Source organism: Streptoalloteichus tenebrarius, assembly GCF_024171885.1.
GTDB classification, from domain to species: domain Bacteria; phylum Actinomycetota; class Actinomycetes; order Mycobacteriales; family Pseudonocardiaceae; genus Streptoalloteichus; species Streptoalloteichus tenebrarius.
Genome location: NZ_JAMTCP010000022.1, coordinates 1 through 18,777, shown reverse-complemented (window position 1 = coordinate 18,777; position 18,777 = coordinate 1). Strand labels below are relative to the sequence as shown.

Here is an 18,777-nt window from a genome sequence, read left to right as displayed (position 1 = left end):
TCGACACCGGGTTGTGCCCGGACGGCGCGCCGGGGAAGAGTCGTCCGAGCGCCGGCGCGCAGTTCCTCGTGGTCCGAGGGGGAGATGGCGACGATCGACGAGCCGCCGGATCGCTGGCTCCTCGACCACCCGGCCGCGACGCTCCTCCCCGTTCCCCCAGTGGACAGCCCCCACCCGCCCTGGGGGGCGAGCCCCGCTCCAGCCTACCGCCGCACACCCCTCGGCACAGGGCCGTGCCAGTCTCCTGTGGACAACTCAGGGGCCTGTGGACAACCCTGTCGCCTAACCGGGCGAAAGGGTTGACACAACACGGAAAACACTCACCGGAACTCGGGCCCGCAGTCACTCCCCCAGTGGATAGCCCCCACCCGCCCTGGGGGGCGAGCCCCGCTCCAGCCTATCGCCCCACCACCCCCGGCCCAAGGCCATGACCCGAGCCTGTGGAGGAATTCGGGGGATGTGGATAACCGGTCAGCCGACCATCGCCCGCTGACCGGTCAGCCGACGATCGCCGAGACCAGCTCCTCCGGCGGTTGATCCGCGCCGCGCCGGAACTCCGCCGCGAACGCGGCCTCGCCCAGCGCCGCGCGCAGCCGGGCCGTGATCCGGTCGACATCACCGCGTTCCGCCGGGGGCAACGGCGCGCCCACGGACTCCCGCGTCGCCGTCGCCGCGCCCAGCAGAGCGGCCCCGCGCGCGTGTTGTCCGGCGAGCGAGCACGCCCCCGCCAGGCCCTCCCACGCCAACGCGACCGCCCTCGGGTTCCCCGTGCCCCACGCCGCCGCCAGGCCCTCCGCGTGCAGCGCGAGCGCCTCCTCGGCGTCCCCGCGCTGCTCGGCGACGAACCCCAGCTCGGCCAGGATCAACGCCGCCCCGAGGTCGCCGTCCACGTCCCGGCACCAGTCGAGCCAGGCGCGCAGGTGCCGCTCGGCTTCGTCCAGCCGGCCCGCCCGCCGGGCCACCAGGCCGAGCCCGATCTCGGCGAACTGCTCGCCCCGCCGGTGCGACTGCTCGACGGCCATGCGCAGCGCCCGCTCGTGCAGCTCCACCGCCCGCTCGTGATTCCCGGTGAGCAACGCGGTGCGCCCCAGCGTCGACAGCGCGTAGGAGACCTCGATCCACAGCCCGAGTTCCTCCGCCATACGCAGCCCGTCCCGCCGCAGGTGGGTGGCCCGCTCGTAGTCGCCGACCACCTCCGCGAGGTTGCCCAGGACCTCCAGCGCCCTGAGCTGGCCCCACCGGTCGCCGAGCCGCCGGAACGACGTCAGGCTCCGCTCGCCGCCGCGCCGCGCCGCCACGAGATCTCCCCTGGCCAGGGCGTGCGAGGCGTGCGTGCACAGCGCGGCGGCCTCGCCCCACTCGTCGCCCAGCGACCGGAAGTCGGCCAGCACGCGCAGCACCCGCTCCTCGCGGGCCGCCAGGTCGCCGACGCCCGTCAACACGAGGTTGAGGAACCACTCGGCCCTGCGGCGCTGTCCCGCGTCGTCGTCATCCACGGCGAGCGCGAGCACCCGTTCGGCCCGCTCCGTCAGGTCACCGTCCTCGCCGATCAACATGGCCATGCTCGTCTGCCAGGTCAGCGCGGCGACCCTGGCGGCGCCGGGGGTGTCGGCGGCGACCGACAGCGCCGCGCCCAACGACCGGTGCCCCTCGCTGAGCCGGCCCCGCAGGTACCAGTACCAGGTCAGGGAGTTGACCAGCCGCAGGGCGAGGTCGGCGTCCCCGTGGCGGACCGCGTCGTCCAGCGCGGCCCGCAGGTTCGGGGACTCGACGTCGAGCAGTTCCAGCCACCGCTGTTGGTCATGACCCCGCAACCGTTCGTCCGCGCGCGCGGCCAGGTCGGCGTAGTGGCGGCGATGGCGTTCCCGCACCTGGTCGGTCTCGCCGTGCTCCCTGAGCTGTTCGAGGCAGTAGGCGGCGACGGACTCCAGCAGTCGGTACCGGACGCCGCCAGGCCCCTCGGTCACGACGACGAGCGAACGGTCGACCAACCGGGTCAGCAGGTCGAGGACCTCGGCGGGTTTCACGCCGTCGCCGGCGCAGACGGCCTCGGCGGCCGCGAGCCCGCAGCTCTCGGCGTGGACGGCCAGGCGTCGCAGGACGATCCGTTCGGCCTCGGTCAGCAGCTCCCAGCTCCAGTCGATCATCGCCCTGAGGGTCTGCTGGCGCGGCGGCGCGCCCCGGTGGCCGGTGGCCAACAGCCGGAACCGGTCGTCGAGCCGGTCGAGCAGCTCGCGCACGCCGAGCGCCCGCACGCGGGTCGCGGCCAGCTCCATGGCCAACGGGAGGCCGTCCAGGCGTCGGCAGATCGCGGCCACGATGGCCGCGTTGTCGCGCGTGAGCCGGAACCCTGGCGCGGCGGCGGAGGCGCGCGCCACGAACAGCCGCACGGCGCTGTACCGCCCGACGCCGCCGACTCCATCGTCCACAGTGGACCCAAACTCGGTCCCAAACTCGGTCCCAGGCTCGGTCGCGGAATCAGGCTCGGTCGCGGAATTTGGCTTGGGCTCGGGCTCGGACCCGGGTTCGGGGAGGTCGAGGGGCGGCACCGTCCACAGTGTCTCGCCGGCGAGCCCGACCGGCTCCTGGCTCGTGGCGAGGATCCGCACCCCCGGCGCGGCGCGCAACAGCAGGTCCGCGAACGCGGCGACCGGCTCGACCACGTGTTCGCAGTTGTCCAGCACGACCAGCATCCGCCGTCCGCGCAGGGCCTCGGCGAGCCGGTGGGCGAGGTCGGCCGAGGGCGTGCCCGGCAGGGGACCGGTCGCGACGTCGTCCCGGATCTCCAGCGCGGCGGCCACCGCCTCGGCGACCTCGGCCAGGGAGCACGCCGCGTCCTTCCCACCCCCTCGGACCCTGCCGGCCAGTTCGACGAGCCAGACGCCGTCCGGGAACCGGGGGAGCAACTCCGACGCCACGGCCAGGGCCAACCGGGTCTTCCCCACCCCGCCCGGCCCGGTCAGCGTGACCAGCCGAGCGGTGTCGAGCAGCGCCCGCACCTCCTCCAGCGCCGCGTCCCTGCCCACCAGGTCGGTGAGCGGGGCCGGCAGGTTCGTGCGGGGACGGGACGGCACGGGCTCGGGAGGCGGCGCCGCCGCGGCCAGCGCCGGGTCCTGCCGCAGGATCGCCTGGTGCAGGGCGACCAGGTCGGGGCTCGGGTCGACCCCCAGCTCGTCGGCCAACCGGTCCCGCAGGTCGCGGTAGCTGTCCAGCGCCTCGCTCTGCCGGCCCGACCGGTACAGGGCCACGAGCTGCGCCGCGCGCAGGCGCTCGCGCAACGGGTGTTGCGCGACCAGGTCGGCCAGCTCGCCGACCAGTACGCCGTGGTCGCCCAGCGCGAGCCGCGCCTCGGCCTGCTCCTCCAGCGCGACCAGCCGCAGCTCCTCCAGCCGCCGGACCACCGGGGCGAGCAGCGCGCTGTCGGGGAAGTCGGCGAACGCCGGGCCCCGCCACAGCGCGAGCGCCTCGGTCAGCAGGTCGGACCGCGTCCTCGGGTCCTCGCTCGCCCGCGCCTCGGCCGTCAGGGCCGCGAACCGCTCCGCGTCCACGGCCTCGGCGTCGACGCGCAGCAGGTAGCCGGGAGGTCGTGAGACCACGAGGTCCCGGCTGCCCGGTTCCGCCTCCTCCAGCGCGCGGCGCAGTTGCGACACCCTGGCCTGGAGCGCGCCCGTCGGACTGCTCGGCAGCGGGGCCGTCCACAGGTCCCCGATCAGCCGGTCCGTCGACACCGACCGCCCCCGGTGGGCGAGCAGGGCGGCCAGCAGGGCGCGGACCTTCAGCTCGGGGACCCGGACCGGTCTCCCGTCCGCCGTCCACACCTCCAGCGGACCGAGCACCCCGAAACGCACGTGGCCACGGTAGTGCAGGCGCCCGACACCGGACGCGTCGCGCCCGAGGCCGGTCCGAAGCCGATCCGAAGTGGACCCGAAGCCCCGGCCGGCAGCGTGGGGAGCAGTCGAAGACCACCGAGATACCCCGGCACGCAGCCGGGACAGCGTGAGGAGATCGCATGTCGGAGAAGAACGTGTCCCGGGTGACCGTCCTGGGCCTCGGCGCGATGGGGACCGCGCTGGCCGAGGCATTCCTGGCCGGCGGACACGCCACGACGGTCTGGAACCGTACTCCGGGCAAGGACGAGGCCCTGGTCGCCAAGGGCGCGCTCCGCGCCGAGACCGTGGCCGAGGCGATCGCGGCGAGCCCGTTGGTCGTCGTGTGCCTGTTGGACGACGCGTCGGTGCGCGAGGTGCTGGAGCCGGTGGCCGACGCCCTGTCGGGCCGCGCGGTGGTCAACCTGACCAACGGCACCCCGGCGCAGGCCCGCGCGATGGCCGTGTGGGCGGCCGAGCAGGGTGTCGACTACGTCGACGGCGGCATCATGGCGATCCCGCCGGGCATCGGGACGCCGCACGCGTTCCTGCTCTACAGCGGGTCCTCGGTCACCTTCGAGGCGCACCGGGAGGTGCTGGAGCTCCTGGGCGCGGCCCACTTCCTCGGCGACGACGCCGGCCTGGCCGCGCTCTACGACCTGGCGCTGCTCAGCGGCATGTACGGCCTGTTCGCCGGGGTTTGGCAGGCCGTGGCCCTGGTGCGCTCGGAGAACGTCCGGGCCACCGAGTTCATGGCGTTCCTGAAGCCGTGGCTCAGCGCGATGTTCGAGGGGAACCTGGACCGGCTCGCCACGCAGGTCGACAGCGGCGACTACATGACCGGTGTCGTGTCCAACCTGGCGATGCAGGCCGCCGCCTTCCCCAACTTCATCACGGTCGCGGAGGAGCAGGGCGTGCGCCCCGACCTCATGCTGCCGATCAAGGACCTGCTGGACAGGGCGGTCGCCGAGGGGCACGGCGCGGGCGACGCCACCGTCGCCATCGAGCTGCTGAAGAACTGAGGAAGTCGGGACTGGGGAGAGGGTTGACATGAGCAGGTACGCGGGGAAGAAGGCCGTCGTCACCGGGGGCACGCACGGCATGGGTCGCGCCATGGTCGCCGCGCTGCTGGACGGGGGAGCCGAGGTGGTGCTCACCGGCCGCGACGAGCGGAACATCGAGGCGGCGCGCACCGAGCTGGGGACCAGGGCGCGGGTGGTGCGGTCCGACGCGCGGAGCATGGCCGACATCGACGCGCTCGGCCGGCTGGTGGAGGAGGAGCTGGGCGGGATCGACGCGTTGTTCGTCAACCACGGCTACGCGAAGCTGGAGCCGTTCGCCGAGGTCACCGAGGAGACCTTCGACCGGCACTTCGACGTCAACGCCAAGGGCTCGTTCTTCATCGTCCAGCGGCTGGCCCCGCTGGTCCGCGACGGCGGGTCGATCGTGTTCACCAGCTCCGTGTCGGACGAGGGCGGGTACCCCGGCATGGTCGTCTACTCGGCGTCGAAGGCCGCCCTGTGGTCCTTCGCGCAGGGCTTCGCCGCCGAGTTGCTGCCGAGGCGCGTCCGGGTCAACGCCGTGGCGCCCGGCTTCATCGACACGCCCTCGATGGGCATCGACGCCCCCGCGGAAGGCAAGGCGGAACTTCAGCGCCTCGGTGACGAGGTCACGCCGCTGCGGCGGCACGGCGCGCCGGAGGAGGTCGCGGCCGCCGCGATGTTCCTGGCCTTCGACGCGACGTTCAGCACCGCGGTCAAGCTGCCGGTGGATGGGGGACTGGGCGGGGGAATCTCGGTTTTTCCTGCCTAGTCCTGGTAGGACCGTCGTGCCGCCGCGTCCCTGACGTCGCCCTGACGCGCCCTGACGCGCTCGCCGCGCGATCCAGTGTCCATTGTGGACAATGCTGTGGACGGGGCTGTGTGGCCACCCGAGTTCGGGCGGCCGCACAGCCCTTCCCGCGTCTCGGGGATCGCGGTGCGGTGTCAGACCCTCCTGCTGCCCGACGTCGGCTCCCGTTCGGCGCGGCGGGCGCGGACCAGCGCGTCGATGCCGTCGAGCACCCGGTCGAGCCCGAAGCCGAAGTCGGCGTCCGGGTCGTCGGGCTCGTCCGTCACTCCGGACGCGATGAGCGCGCTGACCTCGGGAAAGCGTTGGGGGTCGACGAGTTTGGCGAGCGTGCGCCAGTAGGAGGCGACCTCGCCGGCTCTGCCGGCGGCGGTTCGGGCCGCCTCGGTGACGGCGGCCTCCTGGGCTGAGGCGTTCCGGACGAACCCGCTGAGCAGGACGATCACCGACAGCTTCTCGCCCTCGGTCAGGCCGGTGTCGCGGAGGCTCCGCAGGCCGTGCTCCAGCCACGCGACCTGGTTCGGGGTGATCGGCGGGCCGGTCACCGGCACCCGCAGCACCCAGGGGTGTCGCCGGAGCACGGCCCGGTGTTCCCAGGTCCAGCGGGACAGCGCCGAGCGCCAGCCCTCGCCGGGGCGCGGGTCCTCCGGCGGGGTCGCGAACACCGCGTCGATCATGAGGTCGAGCAGCTCGTCCTTGGCCGCCACGTAGCGGTAGAGGGACATGGTCGAGGCGCCGAGGTCGGCGGCGACCCGCGCCATGGAGACCGCCGCGAGGCCGTCGCGGACCGCGACGGTGACGGCGGCGTCGACGATCCGGCCGAGGCTCAGACCCGGTCGCGGGCCCCGCCCCGGCCGTTCCCGCACGCCCCACGCCGCCTCGATGCTCGCCGGCAGGCCCGTGCCGTCCTCGTCGGTGTCGCCGGTGTCACCGGTGTCGCCGCTGCCGCCCATCGTCCCCGCCTTCTCCTCGTTGACGTCCGCCCGGGAGCTGTGTATAGCATACGCAGAGCCGTGTATCTCATACGCAGATCAGCGTACGAGATACGCGACCCGGTCGGCTCCACGCCGAGCGGTCGGGTTCGACGAGGGGGAAGACCTGATGAGGCAGACGAACGTCCTGGTGGTGGGCGCGAGCATCGCCGGCCCCGCGCTCGCGTACTGGTTGCGCCGGTACGGGGCCAGCGTCACCGTCGTGGAACGCGCCCCCGCGCTCAGGGAGGGTGGCTACAAGGTCGACGTCCGGGGCGTCGCGGTGGACGTGGTCCGCCGGATGGGCCTGCTGGAGGAGGTCCGCCGCCGGACCACCGACATGCGCGGGGGTACGTTCCTCAACGGCGCGGGCAGGGTCGTGGCCACGCTGGGCGCGGACGTGATCGGGTTCCGCGACCCGGGTGACCTGGAGATCTTCCGGGGTGACCTGGCGAGGGTCCTGTACGACGCCACGCGGGAGGACGTCGAGTACCTGTTCGACACCTCGGTCACCAGGATCGAGCCGCGCCACGACGGCGTGCGGGTGGACTTCTCGCGGGGTGAACCCCGCACCTTCGACCTCGTGGTGGGCGCCGACGGGGTGCACTCCCTCGTGCGAAGGTTGACGTTCGGACCGGAGGAGCGGTTCGCCCACGACCTCGGGCTCAGCGTCGCGATCTTCACCGTGCCGAACCATCTCGACCTCGACCGGTGGGAGCTGGTCTCCTCCGGCGTCGGTCGCGTGGTGAACGTGTACAGCGTCCGCCAGGACGCCCACGCCAAGGCGCAGTTCTTCTTCCGCACCCCGGAGAAGCCGTACGACCGACGGGACGTCCGTCGACAGCAGGAGATCTTGGTCGAGGCGTTCGCCGGCCAGGGATGGGAGGTGCCGGCGCTGCTGGCCGCGATGCCGACCTCACCCGACTTCTACTTCGACTCGCTGAGCCAGGTCCGGATGCCCCGGTGGTCCTCGGGACCCGTGGTCCTGCTCGGCGACGCCGCCTACTGCCCCTCGCCGGCGTCCGGTCAGGGAACGAGCCTCGCCCTGGTGGGCGCCTACGTGCTGGCCGGGGAGCTGGCGGCTGCGGGCGGGGACCACCGCGTGGCGTTCGCCCGCTACGAGGAGGAGATGCGCGGGTTCGTGGAGCTGAACCAGAAACTCGGACGGGACTCGGTGCGGCAGATGGTGCCCGGGAGCCGGTGGGAGGCGTCCCTGCGCGCCCTGATGTTGCGGGTGATGCCGTACCTGCCGGGGAAGGACCGGGTCATGGAGAAGGTCATGAAGTCCATGCGGGAGGCGGCCCACGGCATCACGCTCAGGGACTATCCGGCGGTCGTGGCCTCCTCGACGTCGGTCGCGGGCGACTGAGGGGGAGGCGGTCGAGCCGGTGACCACAAAGGACGCGTCCACAAAGGACGCGTCCACAAAGGATGAAACTGCGAGGGGCGGTGAGTCCCTCTCGGGAGTGTCGTGACGGTGCTGGGCGGGTCCGTGGTCGTGGGGGTGACCACGGACCCGCCGTCGCACCGGCGTCCTCGCTCAGGAGGCGCGGAGCCGCCGAACCTCCGTCTCCGCCCGTTCCTTGGTCAGGCCCAGCGCGTGCAGCACGTCCACGGCCGTGCCCTCGCCCAGGGAGAGGACAGCCAGGAGCACGTGCTCCGCGCCGATGCTCGGGTCGCCGAACCGCAACGCCTCACGCGTCGTCAGTTCCACCACCTTCTTGCTCTGCCCGTCGAACGGGATGGGCACGGACACGGACTCGTTCGTCGGCTCCAGCCGCTCGGTCACCGCCTCCCGCACGGCGTCGACCGATCCGCAGACCGCCCGCATCACCTGTCCCGCCACGGACTCCGGTTTGTGCGTCAGGGCCAACACGACGTGTTCCGGGGTGATGTGCTGGTGCCCGGCGATCCGGGCCTCCTCCTGCGCCCGCGCGATCGCGGACCTGGCGAAGGAGTCGTAGCGGGCGAAGGTCGCGATGTGGCTCTCCTCGGTGGTGTTGGGCCCCTTGGGGACGAACCGCTTCTGCGCGGCCTGCTTGCTCACCCCCATGCTGCGGCCGATGTCGGTCCAGGACGCGCCCGCGTGCCGGGCCCGGTCCACGAAGTGGCCGATCAGGTGGTCGGCCAGCTCGCCGAGGTGGTCGGCGAGCAGGACGGCGTCGCTCAGTTGCTCCAGCGGGTCGCCGTCGGGGTGGCGTTGGCGGATGGCGTTGATGAGGTCGTCCAGTCGAGGTGTGTCAGCCATGCGTCAACCATAGGTTGACGAAGGCAGGGTCGTCAACCACAAGTTGACGATTGGCGCGCGGGTTTCCGTCGTCGGTCGATCACGGAGCGAAACGAGCAGGTGGGGACGGGGTGCGACGAGGGCCACCCTCTGTTTCTTGGTCAACTACTTTGGTTAGGCTGCCCTAATCCATCGCTCGGTTGCTCCGATCAGACGAAGGAAGGCACCACCATGTCCCAGTCCCGAGCCCCCCAGCTCTCCCGACGCGGCCTGCTCGCCGCCTTCGGCGCGATCGGCCTCGGCGCCGTGGTGGCCGCGTGCGGGAGTGGGGGAGGCGGCGGGAACGGCGGGGGTTCGACCTCGTCGGGCCAGGCGGGCGGCTGGTCGTTCACGGACGACCGGCAGCAGCGGGTGACGAGCGAGCGCCGCCCCGAGCGGGTCGTCGCCTTCGTCGGGTCGGCGGCCGCGCTGTGGGACTTCGGGCTCCGCGACCAGATCGTCGGCGTGTTCGGCCCGGCCAGGAACAAGGACGGCACACCAGGCCCGCAGGCCGGCGACCTCGACGTCAACAAGGTGACGATCGTCGGCGGCGACTGGGGCGAGTTCGACATCGAGAAGTACCTCAAGCTGCGCCCCGAGCTGCTGGTGACCAACATGTTCCAGCCGCCGGCGCTCTGGTACGTGCCGGACGACAGCAAGGACAAGATCCTCGGCATCGCGCCCAGCGTCGGCATCACCACCGCCAAGGTGCGCCTGGTGGACGTGGTCGGCCGGTACGCCGCGCTGGCGAAGTCGCTCGGCGCGGACTTGGAGGCCAAGCCGGTCGTCGACGCCAAGGCGCGGTTCGAGAAGGCCTCCGAGGCGCTGCGCAAGGCGGCGAAGGAGAAGGGCGGGCTGCGGGTGATGGCCGCCTCCGGCAGCCCCGAACTGCTCTACGTCTCCGACCCCAACGTCTACCCCGACCTGAGCTACTTCCGTGAGCTGGGCGTGGACATCGTCGTACCCGACAAGGTCGACGGCGGCTTCTTCGAGCACCTGAGCTGGGAGAACGCCCGCAAGTACCCGGCGGACATCATCCTGCTCGACAACCGGAGCGCCGCGCTCCAGCCCAAGGACCTCGCGTCCCGTCCCGCGTGGGCGGAGCTCCCCGCCGTGCGCGCCAACCAGGTGGTGCCGTGGCAGAGCGAGCCCCGCTTCTCCTACGCCGGCCTGGCTCCGATCGTCGAGTCGCTGGCCAAGGCCGTCCAGGACGCCAGGAAGGTGAGCTGACCGACACCCGCCAGCGGGTAACGACGCGCCGGGAGCCGCACATGCCTCCCGTGTGAACCATGCTGCCCGCTGGCGGGTGTTGGTGCTCAACGACGACATCAACCTGATGAACCAGGTGGCCTACCTGCTGCATCAGTGCTGTGCGCTGTCCGTTGAGGACGCTGTGCGGGTGATGCGGCGCGTGGTGCGGGGTGCCTGATGGGACAGGAGACCGGTTTCGTCGGGACCGACGACCACGTCGACGTGGTCGCGGTGCCGGACGGTGTGGCGGTCCGCACGAGAGAGAACGTCGCCGTCCTGCTCGCGCGGATCGTGGAGCAGTTCGTGAGCCTGCTCGAACACGGGGAGGCTCCCGGCCCACGGCGGTGGTTCGGTCTGCGGCCACCGGTCTCCGCCGAGGAGATCCTCCGGGGGATGTTCCCGGACGCCTTCAAGGATCTCGCTCGCGCCGCCGAGTTCCGTCGCGCGCACGGGACCGCGATGCGGGTTGACGCCCTGGCGGCTGCTCCTGGCGTGGAACGGCGCGCACATGGTGTGCCTGAGCCGGTAGGAGGTCGACGACTGGCTCGTCGTCTTCGGACTGGCACGGTTCCTCTACTGTGGACGCCGTACAAGACGCCTGCCCGCTGAGGTTCTGGTAATGACTCACCTCCTCATCCGCCTGGTGCGCGCGCTCCATCCCGCTCTCTCGGCGAAGGTCTTCCCGGTCGAACAGTGACTCCGCGATGTGGCGCTCGATGCGCGTTCGGCGGTGACGGCCCGTCTTCGGGATCCGCCGGCACCGCCCGATCTCGTGTGTTGACGCGGATACTGGACGTCAGACGGTCATGCGCCGGAACATCCGGTACATCAGCTCACATCCCTGGCGGAGCGCGTCGACCCGAACTCGTTCGTCGTTGCCGTGCATCGAGGTGATCGAGGCGTTGTCCACGACGTAGGGGTAGATCCCGTACACCGGAATGTCACGCCGCCGCCAGGGAAGACCGCTCGTCGTCGCCTCGAACATCGCCGGAACGGCCGGCACGCCGGGAAAGACCTCACTCGCGGCGGTGCGCCACGCCGTGAACACGTCCGTGTCGGACGGTGAGGGGCCGATCGCCCACCGTTCCTCCAGCCCGGCCAGGAGTTGGTCCTCGGAAACCCCGGACGGGGTCACCAGCCCCACCTCGACCCCCTGGTCTTCGACGGCCTCGCGAATGCGGTCGAGAACCCTGGTCGGGCGTTCTCCTCCCGGGACGACGCGCACCCCGAGCTGGGCCGACGCCCGTGAGGGGATGACGTTGGTCTTGTAGCCGCCATCCTGAATGACCTGGGAGATCGTGGCCCGCATCAGTCCGTTGTGGAGCCAGGGGTAGGGGCTGCGCTCCACCACGAGCCGCGCTGCCCTCTCCGTCTGCTGCGCCGAGTGGGAGCGGAGCAGGAGGCGGATCGCCTGCGCGAAGGCGTGGTCGTGCGTCGCGCCGGCCAAGGCCTCGAAGTACGCGCGGTTGAGTGGGGTGAGCACGACCTCCGGTTGGCACTCGGCCACCCTCGTGACCGCCCGGTTGACGCGGAGGATCGCCGAGTCCGGCATCGGTCGCGACGAGTGCGTCGCCGTGCCTCGTGCGGTGAGGCGCACGACCATGGGAAGACGGTCCAGACACGTCATGGACAGCAACATCGGGGTGCGTCCGTCCCGTTGGGCGAGCTGCCATCCGCCTTCCGTGAGGACCGCGCCGACCTGGAGCAGGTCCGGCTTCTGCTGGACCAACCAGGAGGTGCCGTGGGGACCGCCCTCCTCGTCGGCGTCCGACACGAAGACGATGTCGCGGTCGAACCGCGCGCCCTCGCGCACCAGGCGCAGCAACGCCGCCATGAACGACGCGTTGGCGCCCTTCATGTCGATCGCGCCCCGGCCCCACAGCTCACCGTCCACGATCTCCGCGCCGAACGGGTCGTGCCGCCAGTTCTCGCGCTCCACGGGAACGACGTCGGAGTGGCCAAGCAGAAGCAGCGGTGGCTTCGCGCGGGTCCCGGGGATGCGGGCGATGAGATGGACGTTGTCCGGCTTCGGTGTCGGCACGATCGTCGTGCCGACACCGTGCGCCTCCCAGACGGCCTGGAGCGCGCGGGCGTGGGGGAGGGTCACCCCGCCCTGGCCCTGGTGGGACGTGTCGAACCGGATCATCGTGCGTGCCAGCGACACGACGTCGATGTCCCGCGGATCGTGGCTCGGCGCCGCCGCTGGTGTCGCCGCCGCTGGTGCCGGTGGTGTGAGGGCCGGCGCGGCGAGACCGACACCTGTGGCTTGGAGGAATCCTCGGCGGCTGACCGGTCGTGAGGCCATGGACGCTCCTCTCCCCGTGCCGGCGGCGCGTGGTGACCGAGCATATTGGGGTTGTCGACCACCAGCCGGAGGGATGAAAGGACAAACACGGCTTCGTCCGGCGCGCGGATCTTCGGGAACCAGCCTCAGCGGGCGTCGGGTGGTGTGACGGCCATGGCGTCGAGCAGCACCGTGCCGGTCTCGTAGAGCTGGACCAGGAGCGGACGCAGCCGCGCACCCGTCGAGGTCAACACGTACCGCGTCCGCACCGGGAACCCCGGGAGACGTTCGCGGGCCACGAGGCCCCGCGCCGTCAGCTCGCGCAGCCGCTCGCTCAGGATCTTGGCGCTGAGATCGGGCAGCCTGCCCCTCAGGTCGCCGAACGAGCACGGGCCGTGCATCAGCTCCCGCAGCACGAGCGTCGTCCACCGCCCGGAGATCGCCGCCAACGCCACCTCGACCGGACAGCCCGCCTCCGGCCGACGCGTCCGGCCCCGGCGGTCCGGCACCAGCTCCGGGTCCCAGTCGTGGGTTTCCGTTTGGTGACCGACGTCGCGGTGGTTTTGGCTCACGGCATGACGTTCGACGCCCACGACCCCAGTGTCCCGCTGACCACCGACCCCGCCCAACACCCGGCCGCCTTCGCCGCGGCCTTCGCCACCGGTCGCGGCGACCTGCTCGACCAGGTCTACGAGCCGGACGCCGTCCTCGTGCCACGGCCCGGTCATCCCGTCACCGGTGCTGAGCGCCGGGCCGCCAACGAGCGGTTCCTCGCCCTGGGCCTGCCCATCACCGTCCACCCGCGACACACCTATGTCGTCGACGACATCGCGCTGCTCATCGTCGACTGGGTCATCGACGGCATCGGGCCGGACGGGAGGCACGTGCACATCGAAGGCACCGCGACGGACGTCGCCCGCCGAGGACCTGACGGCCGGTGGCGTTACGTCATCGACAACCCCTTCGGCACCGCCCGTCCATGAGGTCACGCTGTTCGGGCTCCCCGGGGTCACGGCCTGCCTCAGCCAGCCCAGTCACACGGGGTGGCGTCTGCCGAGTCAGATGTCCCCGCAGCCTCGTGCCCCAACTGGTCGAGGTCCTTGCGGTGCCACCGCTTTCGCCGACGCACCCGTCCCCGCCCTGTCTCCTGGCTTGCGACAGTGGGAGGCCGCAGGCGTCGGCTCTGCGGCCTCCCGAAAACCTCGTGGATATGTGCTACGAGGTCGTCACTGGTTCTGTTGGATCTTTCCTTCGGGGTCGATGCGGTCGGCCTCCGCCATCAGTGACTCCGAAATGTCGTTCCAGTCGGGGCCGAAGTTGAACAGGTCGATCGCGGCTTCCCTGAGGAGGTCCGGGTCGTCGGGCCGTTGCAGGCACGCCAGGCGGTAGGCGAGGTTCCTCGCCCAGACCGGGAACAGGTAGTCTACCTTGATGACATAGTGGAGCATGGCGAGGATCTCGTCAGGGTCCGCGAACGTCAGGATCTCGATGAACCTGTGTTCGTCCGACCACTGTTGACTACTGCTCCGCTCGTCCTGCGCTTCTGGAAGGAGGAGCTTCGCCGCCTCCAGGAGTTCACTCATCGTCTCCCCCTGATCTCAGATGGCTTATCGTCGAGTCTGGCCAAAGCGGGTGGATGGAGTCCGACGAGGGGCTGATCGCGAGCCGCCTCCTGCTCCTCGAAAGACAAAGACCCTTGTGGCGTAAGCGGGTCTCGGGCGGCGGCGCCGGACCGGTGAGAACGCTGGGTGAAACAGGCATGGATCGAGTGTCGCGGACCTCACCCGCGAACCGCGACTTGTTTCCTCGCAGTCAGGGAAACCATTCGCTTCCTCGGACAGGAGTCGATGTGGAACGCGTGGTAGTGGGAGGCCGCAGGCGTCGGCTCTGCGGCCTCCCGAAAGCTCGTGGGATGTGCGCTACGAGGTCGTCATTCGTGGATCTCGTCGGGGCCGGCGAGGGTCAGATGATCGACGAAGTTGATCCTCTCCATCAGGATCTGTTGCTCGCTTCGAGCGCCCGTCAGCTCGCCGATGAGCGTTTGGGCAGCCCGGAGCAGCTCGCGGTGGTCCATCTTCCCTCATAGCCGAAGGTCTGGTGATCCAGGTGCTTCGCCTGCCCTGCGTCACCACGTTGTCGTCATCTGGCACCAGATGACGCCATCACTGGTTTCGTTCGATCCTTCCCTCGGGGTCGATGCGGTCGGCTTCGGCCTCCAGCGAGTCCGAAATGTCGTTCCAGTCGCCGAAGAGGTACAGGTCGGCGGCGGCTTCCCTGAGGAGGTCCGGGTCGTTCGGTCGTTGCAGGCACGCGAGTCGGTACGCGAGGTTCCTCGCCCAGACCGGGTACAGGTAGTCCTTCTCGAAGACGTAGTGGAGCATGGCGAGGATCTCGTCAGGGTCCGCGAACGTCAGGATCTCGATGAACCTGCATCTGTCCGACAACCTCTGACTGTCGTTTCGCTCGGCCGACACTTCCGGAAGGAGGAGCTTCGCCGCCTCCAGGAGTTCACTCATCGTTCGCCCTCCGACCTGGCAACGACCTGGTAAGCCGCTGACTGCTGGCCGTAAGCCAGCTCGTCGGCATCGGAGGGCCGGGAAAGTCCTCGGTGTCGTTCGGCCTGAGGTAGCCAGGCCCGGGCGCCGAGCAGACCGGGAAGAAGATCCATGTCCGCGAGTCTTGCCGACCTCGCCAGGAAACGCGACTGCTTTCCCGTCAGCACTGAGACCGGGCGCAGTCCTCTGTGGAGCGGCGGAACGCTCCGCTGTCGCCTGCCAGTGCTCCTGGCTCCCAACCCGGGCAAGACAAGGAACACGGCGTCACTCAACGCCAGCCTCGCCGCTCTGATGGCTCGCCGCGAGCCGAAGCTCGTGTCACTCGATCGGCGCGACCTCGCTCACGATCTCGCTGTCCCCGTCGTCGTACCGCCTGAGAAGAAGGAACTTCTGGCCGCTCAGCGGAAGCGTCACCACATCTCCCGGCTGGCCAGTCCTTGGTTCGACCTTGACGGCCTCGATCCAGTCGAACTCGCCGTTGCTGGGGAGCAGTCGAACGAACGCGTGCTGTTCGCCGCTCGAAGCGGACACGACGACCGAGCTGTAATCCTGGTACGAGTCAGGTCGAAACGCATACCGGGGCAGCGGTTTCGGTTCCTTGGGGGCCCGAGCATCCATCTTCACCGGTCTGGAGACGAACACCTCGTACAGGCACTCGGCGAGGTCGGTCCACTCGTTGTGCGCCTCTGCGTCCCGCCAACCGAGACACCCTGTCCGCGATCGGTGTGAGCGCCCTCAGTCCGGCTCGGAACATGTCGACCATGTCGCTGATCGTCATGCTGAAGAAGTCGTCAATGCTTCCTTCGATGGGGAAACGCGTGTTCCTGCCCTGCGGGTGAGTCGTGACGTGGGGGAGAGGACGGCGCGGCGGAAGCCGGCCCGGCCGTGGCGGTCGGCCGGGAGGCTGTCTGCTGGTGTTCCTGGGCCAGCGCCCTTGCTGGCCCAGGAACACCAGTCAGCTCAACCTCCTCGGTCCGTCTGACGGGATAGCGCACCTGAGGTCGAGTTGCTAGGTCACTTTGTTGGGCCGACCTCGCTCACGATCTCACAGGCCCCACCGCTGAATCTTCTGTACAGAAGGAACGAGCCTTCTTCCCACGGAATCTCGACCAGGCCTCCTGGTTGGCCTGTCTCGAGGTCCACTTCCACCGCTTGGACGGTGTCGAACGGGCTATCACCAGAAAGCAGGCGAGCGAACGCATACCGTGAGCCGTCGTGAGACTCGACTGCGATCCAGGTGTGGGGGGCGTAGCTGTCGACCTCGAAGGCGTAGCGCGGCAAGGGAAGAACTTCCCTCGAATCGTTGGATCCGGCCTCCACCGCCCTGCGCACGAACACCTGGTAGAGGCAGTCGACGAGGTCGTCCCAGTCATCGTGTGCCTCGCTGTGGTGCCAACGCAGCAGCGCTCGGTCAGCTACCGGTGTGAGGGCGACCAGGCTTCTTCGGAACGTTGTGACGAGTTCGGTGATTGTTATGCTCCGCACAGTGTCACTCCGTCTTCGTCTCCGGAACTGGTCGGTGTTCCGTTGAGGGTGGGACAAGCGTCTCCACGGTCGAGGGTGTCTTTTTGGTCTTTCCTTCGGGGTCGATGCGGTCGGCTTTGGCCGTCATCGCCTGCGCGATGTCGTCCCAGTCGGGGCCGAAGAGGAGCAGATCGGCGGCGGCTTCCCTGAGGAGGTCCGGGTCGTCGGGCCGTTGCAGGCATGCCAGTCGGTACGCGAGGTTCCTCACCCAGACAGGGAAACGGTAGCCCTTCTCGAAGTCGTCGTGGAGCATCACGAGGATCTCGTCGGCGTCGGCGAACGTCAGGGTCTCGATGAACCTGTATTCGTCGGACATCTTTTGGCTATCGCTTCGCTCGTCCGGCGCCTCCGGATAGAGGCGGTTCGCCGCCTCCAGGAGCTTGCTCATCGTCTCACCCGTTCCTTGGAAAGTCGGTCAAATCATGTTGCTGGAGTGGGAAGTTGGGCGGTGCGGTATCTCGCCGGGCGCCCGTTGATGACCTTGTTCGGTCGAAGGCCTTCGTCTGGCGCGCCTCCGGGAGGAGTCGGCCCCCTCCATTGAGAACTCATGCTTGCTTCGAGTCTCCGTCTCGTCATCGAGAAGCTGTGCCGCCTGAAGGGGTTCTCTCGTCGTCTCGTTCGGAACGGCCTGGTGAGTCGCCGAACGGAGGAACGGGCACCTCCAGTAGCGCTCGTTCGTGGACTGCTCACGAACCTTGGCGGTGCGCCGTGGAGACTGGGCGGAACCGAGGGGGCGAGGCCGACGACGAGCTGGCCGTAAGTCAGCGCGTTGGCATTTGGAGGGACGAAGGCACCCTCGTCGTCGTTCGGTCGGGGGCAGCCAGGCTCGGGCACCTATAAGCCCGGTAAGAGTCGATGTGGGCCGCGTAACGGGGCATCGGGTGCGCTTCCCGAGGGGCTCGGGAGTCTGTGAGCACGGGCCGCGCGACGAACACTTCATAGAGACATTCGGCGAGGTGGTCCCAGTCGTCGTGGGCTTCCCTGAAGTCCCAGCTCAGGCGCGTGCGATCGGCTATCGGAGTAAGCGCGAGCAGGCTTCTTCGGAACGTTGTGACGAGTTCGGTGATTGTCATGCTCCGCACAGTGTCACTCCGTCTTCGTCTCCGGAACTGGTCGGTGTTCCGTTGAGGGTGAGACAAGCGTCTCCGCGGCCGAGGGCAACCTTTTGGTCTTTCCTTCGAGGTCGAGGCGGTCGGCTTCCGCCTTCAGCGACTCGGAGATGTCGTCCCAGTCGGGGCCGAAGTTGAACAGGTCGATCGCGGCTTCCCTGAGGAGGTCCGGGTCGTCGGGCCGTTGCAGGCACGCGAGTCGGTACGCGAGGTTCCTCGCCCAGACGAGGAAAAAGTAGTCCTCCTCGATGACGTAGTGGAGCATGGCGAGGATCTCGTCGGCTTCCGCGAACGTCAGGATCTCGATGAACCTGTGTTCGTCCGATAACTGTTCACTGATGCTTCGCTTTTCCTGTGCTTCCGGAAGGAGGAGTTTCGCCGCCTCCAGGAGTTCGCTCATCGTCTCATCCGATTCTTGGGAAGTAGGTCGAAATTATGTTACTCACGTTGCGGGGTGTGGTATCCGACTGTGTGATCGCTGTTGAGCGTTCACCTGTGCATCTCTAGGAGGAAACATCCCTCCCTTCATTGGGTTTGCTGTTTGCGTCGAGTGTCCGTCTCGCCAGAGAGAAGCTGCGCGGCCTGAAGGAGGTCGTTCATCTTTCGTCGTTCCACTCGTATCGGCCTGGGAAGTCGCCGGCGACGGCGGGACGGGTACCTTCACGCTGGCTCATAGGCTGCCGCGGGCCTTGGTGCTGCGCGTGGAGTGGAACGGAACCGAGGGATCGAGTCCGACGACGAGCTGGTTGTAAGCCAACTCGTCGGTAGCGGAGGGCCGAGGGTGTCCTCGGTGTCGATCGGTCCGGGGCCAGGCAGGCTCGGGCGCCGCGCAGACCGAGAAGGAGATCCATGTCCGCGAGTCTGGTCGATCTCACCCACAGTGCGCGACTGTTTTCCTGTCAGCGCTGGGACCGGGCGTAATTCTGGCCGGCAGAGGAGTGGTCACATCTCCCGGCTGACCTCTCATCCGGTCCACCTCGGCGGCCTTGACCCTGTCGGCGTAAGGGCGAGAACGCTTCTTCGGAACCTTCGTCCTGTTTGGATCTCCGAGACGGCGGGGGTCGCAGGCGTCGGCGCTGCGACCCCCTGACCTCGCGGCACCC

Annotated in this window: 19 protein-coding genes; 7 read left to right on the top strand and 12 right to left on the bottom strand. The window is 69.5% G+C overall.

Annotated elements, in window-relative coordinates; genetic code table 11:
* Nucleotides 1–497 precede the first annotated feature (497 nt).
* On the bottom strand, nucleotides 498–3,848 hold the full coding sequence (locus LX15_RS18450) for an ATP-binding protein (RefSeq protein WP_253670863.1): 3,351 nt from the start codon (nucleotides 3,846–3,848) through the stop codon (nucleotides 498–500).
* A gap of 161 nt (nucleotides 3,849–4,009) precedes the next feature.
* Between LX15_RS18450 and LX15_RS18445 the strand changes: the two genes are divergently transcribed.
* Both LX15_RS18445 and LX15_RS18440 read left to right on the top strand, forming a co-directional pair.
* Nucleotides 4,010–4,888 carry an NAD(P)-dependent oxidoreductase gene (locus LX15_RS18445; RefSeq protein ID WP_253670862.1) on the top strand — a complete coding sequence of 293 codons (879 nt, stop codon included), beginning with the start codon at nucleotides 4,010–4,012 and terminating at the stop codon, nucleotides 4,886–4,888.
* 28 nt (nucleotides 4,889–4,916) lie between these two features.
* Complete coding sequence (locus LX15_RS18440) at nucleotides 4,917–5,678, top strand: SDR family NAD(P)-dependent oxidoreductase (RefSeq protein ID WP_253670861.1); 762 nt, start codon at nucleotides 4,917–4,919, stop codon at nucleotides 5,676–5,678.
* 173 nt (nucleotides 5,679–5,851) lie between these two features.
* Here LX15_RS18440 and LX15_RS18435 read toward each other — a convergent pair whose 3' ends face one another.
* On the bottom strand, nucleotides 5,852–6,667 hold the full coding sequence (locus LX15_RS18435; protein ID WP_253670860.1) for a TetR/AcrR family transcriptional regulator: 816 nt from the start codon (nucleotides 6,665–6,667) through the stop codon (nucleotides 5,852–5,854).
* Nucleotides 6,668–6,815: 148 nt separating this feature from the next.
* On the opposite strand from LX15_RS18435, the gene LX15_RS18430 reads away from it, so the two are divergent.
* Nucleotides 6,816–8,054 carry an FAD-dependent monooxygenase gene (locus LX15_RS18430; RefSeq protein ID WP_253670859.1) on the top strand — a complete coding sequence of 413 codons (1,239 nt, stop codon included), beginning with the start codon at nucleotides 6,816–6,818 and terminating at the stop codon, nucleotides 8,052–8,054.
* 171 nt (nucleotides 8,055–8,225) lie between these two features.
* On the opposite strand, the gene LX15_RS18425 is transcribed toward LX15_RS18430, so the two are convergent.
* Nucleotides 8,226–8,933 (bottom strand): Clp protease N-terminal domain-containing protein, encoded by a 708-nt coding sequence (locus LX15_RS18425; protein ID WP_253670858.1) that lies wholly within the window; start codon nucleotides 8,931–8,933, stop codon nucleotides 8,226–8,228.
* A gap of 210 nt (nucleotides 8,934–9,143) precedes the next feature.
* On the opposite strand from LX15_RS18425, the gene LX15_RS18420 reads away from it, so the two are divergent.
* From LX15_RS18420 to LX15_RS18410, 3 genes are read left to right on the top strand one after another with little or no spacing between them, the layout of a single operon-like run.
* Nucleotides 9,144–10,181, top strand: coding sequence for an ABC transporter substrate-binding protein (locus LX15_RS18420; RefSeq protein WP_253670857.1), 1,038 nt, complete (start codon nucleotides 9,144–9,146; stop codon nucleotides 10,179–10,181).
* Nucleotides 10,182–10,233: 52 nt separating this feature from the next.
* A complete protein-coding gene (locus tag LX15_RS18415) occupies nucleotides 10,234–10,380 on the top strand; it encodes an ATP-dependent Clp protease adaptor ClpS (RefSeq protein ID WP_253670856.1) in 147 nt (48 codons plus the stop codon).
* Complete coding sequence (locus LX15_RS18410) at nucleotides 10,380–10,811, top strand: DUF2017 family protein (protein ID WP_253670855.1); 432 nt, start codon at nucleotides 10,380–10,382, stop codon at nucleotides 10,809–10,811. The genes LX15_RS18415 and LX15_RS18410 overlap by 1 nt, the downstream gene beginning before the upstream one ends.
* A gap of 187 nt (nucleotides 10,812–10,998) precedes the next feature.
* Here LX15_RS18410 and LX15_RS18405 read toward each other — a convergent pair whose 3' ends face one another.
* Complete coding sequence (locus LX15_RS18405; protein WP_253670854.1) at nucleotides 10,999–12,366, bottom strand: M20/M25/M40 family metallo-hydrolase; 1,368 nt, start codon at nucleotides 12,364–12,366, stop codon at nucleotides 10,999–11,001.
* Between the two features lie 266 nt (nucleotides 12,367–12,632).
* Nucleotides 12,633–13,058, bottom strand: coding sequence for a winged helix-turn-helix transcriptional regulator (locus LX15_RS18400; protein ID WP_253670853.1), 426 nt, complete (start codon nucleotides 13,056–13,058; stop codon nucleotides 12,633–12,635).
* A gap of 3 nt (nucleotides 13,059–13,061) precedes the next feature.
* Here LX15_RS18400 and LX15_RS18395 point away from each other — a divergent pair, with 3 nt between their 5' ends.
* Nucleotides 13,062–13,469, top strand: a complete 408-nt coding sequence (locus tag LX15_RS18395; RefSeq protein WP_253670852.1) for a YybH family protein — start codon at nucleotides 13,062–13,064, stop codon at nucleotides 13,467–13,469.
* Nucleotides 13,470–13,712: 243 nt separating this feature from the next.
* Here LX15_RS18395 and LX15_RS18390 read toward each other — a convergent pair whose 3' ends face one another.
* The 7 genes from LX15_RS18390 to LX15_RS18360 all read right to left on the bottom strand — a co-directional run bounded on the left by LX15_RS18390 (nucleotide 13,713) and on the right by LX15_RS18360 (nucleotide 18,074).
* A complete protein-coding gene (locus LX15_RS18390; protein WP_253670851.1) occupies nucleotides 13,713–14,069 on the bottom strand; it encodes a hypothetical protein in 357 nt (118 codons plus the stop codon).
* Nucleotides 14,070–14,416: 347 nt separating this feature from the next.
* Nucleotides 14,417–14,560, bottom strand: coding sequence for a hypothetical protein (locus LX15_RS18385; RefSeq protein WP_253670850.1), 144 nt, complete (start codon nucleotides 14,558–14,560; stop codon nucleotides 14,417–14,419).
* A gap of 88 nt (nucleotides 14,561–14,648) precedes the next feature.
* Nucleotides 14,649–15,002: a hypothetical protein gene (locus LX15_RS18380; protein ID WP_253670849.1), complete on the bottom strand. Its 354-nt coding sequence runs from the start codon at nucleotides 15,000–15,002 to the stop codon at nucleotides 14,649–14,651.
* Between the two features lie 357 nt (nucleotides 15,003–15,359).
* Complete coding sequence (locus LX15_RS18375; RefSeq protein WP_253670848.1) at nucleotides 15,360–15,683, bottom strand: hypothetical protein; 324 nt, start codon at nucleotides 15,681–15,683, stop codon at nucleotides 15,360–15,362.
* 372 nt (nucleotides 15,684–16,055) lie between these two features.
* Complete coding sequence (locus tag LX15_RS18370) at nucleotides 16,056–16,526, bottom strand: hypothetical protein (RefSeq protein ID WP_253670847.1); 471 nt, start codon at nucleotides 16,524–16,526, stop codon at nucleotides 16,056–16,058.
* A gap of 4 nt (nucleotides 16,527–16,530) precedes the next feature.
* Nucleotides 16,531–16,953, bottom strand: a complete 423-nt coding sequence (locus LX15_RS18365) for a hypothetical protein (RefSeq protein ID WP_253670846.1) — start codon at nucleotides 16,951–16,953, stop codon at nucleotides 16,531–16,533.
* Between the two features lie 698 nt (nucleotides 16,954–17,651).
* Nucleotides 17,652–18,074, bottom strand: coding sequence for a hypothetical protein (locus tag LX15_RS18360; protein WP_253670845.1), 423 nt, complete (start codon nucleotides 18,072–18,074; stop codon nucleotides 17,652–17,654).
* Between the last annotated feature and the right edge of the window lie 703 nt (nucleotides 18,075–18,777).

Coding starts and splice junctions, on each gene's coding strand:
- LX15_RS18445 (WP_253670862.1), top strand. CDS start 4,010: ATGTCGGAGAAGAACGTGTCCCGGGTGACCGTCCTGGGCCTCGGCGCG.
- LX15_RS18440 (WP_253670861.1), top strand. CDS start 4,917: ATGAGCAGGTACGCGGGGAAGAAGGCCGTCGTCACCGGGGGCACGCAC.
- LX15_RS18435 (WP_253670860.1), bottom strand. CDS start 6,667: ATGGGCGGCAGCGGCGACACCGGTGACACCGGCGACACCGACGAGGAC.
- LX15_RS18430 (WP_253670859.1), top strand. CDS start 6,816: ATGAGGCAGACGAACGTCCTGGTGGTGGGCGCGAGCATCGCCGGCCCC.
- LX15_RS18425 (WP_253670858.1), bottom strand. CDS start 8,933: ATGGCTGACACACCTCGACTGGACGACCTCATCAACGCCATCCGCCAA.
- LX15_RS18420 (WP_253670857.1), top strand. CDS start 9,144: ATGTCCCAGTCCCGAGCCCCCCAGCTCTCCCGACGCGGCCTGCTCGCC.
- LX15_RS18410 (WP_253670855.1), top strand. CDS start 10,380: ATGGGACAGGAGACCGGTTTCGTCGGGACCGACGACCACGTCGACGTG.
- LX15_RS18395 (WP_253670852.1), top strand. CDS start 13,062: ATGACGTTCGACGCCCACGACCCCAGTGTCCCGCTGACCACCGACCCC.
- LX15_RS18390 (WP_253670851.1), bottom strand. CDS start 14,069: ATGAGTGAACTCCTGGAGGCGGCGAAGCTCCTCCTTCCAGAAGCGCAG.
- LX15_RS18385 (WP_253670850.1), bottom strand. CDS start 14,560: ATGGACCACCGCGAGCTGCTCCGGGCTGCCCAAACGCTCATCGGCGAG.
- LX15_RS18380 (WP_253670849.1), bottom strand. CDS start 15,002: ATGAGTGAACTCCTGGAGGCGGCGAAGCTCCTCCTTCCGGAAGTGTCG.
- LX15_RS18365 (WP_253670846.1), bottom strand. CDS start 16,953: ATGAGCAAGCTCCTGGAGGCGGCGAACCGCCTCTATCCGGAGGCGCCG.
- LX15_RS18360 (WP_253670845.1), bottom strand. CDS start 18,074: ATGAGCGAACTCCTGGAGGCGGCGAAACTCCTCCTTCCGGAAGCACAG.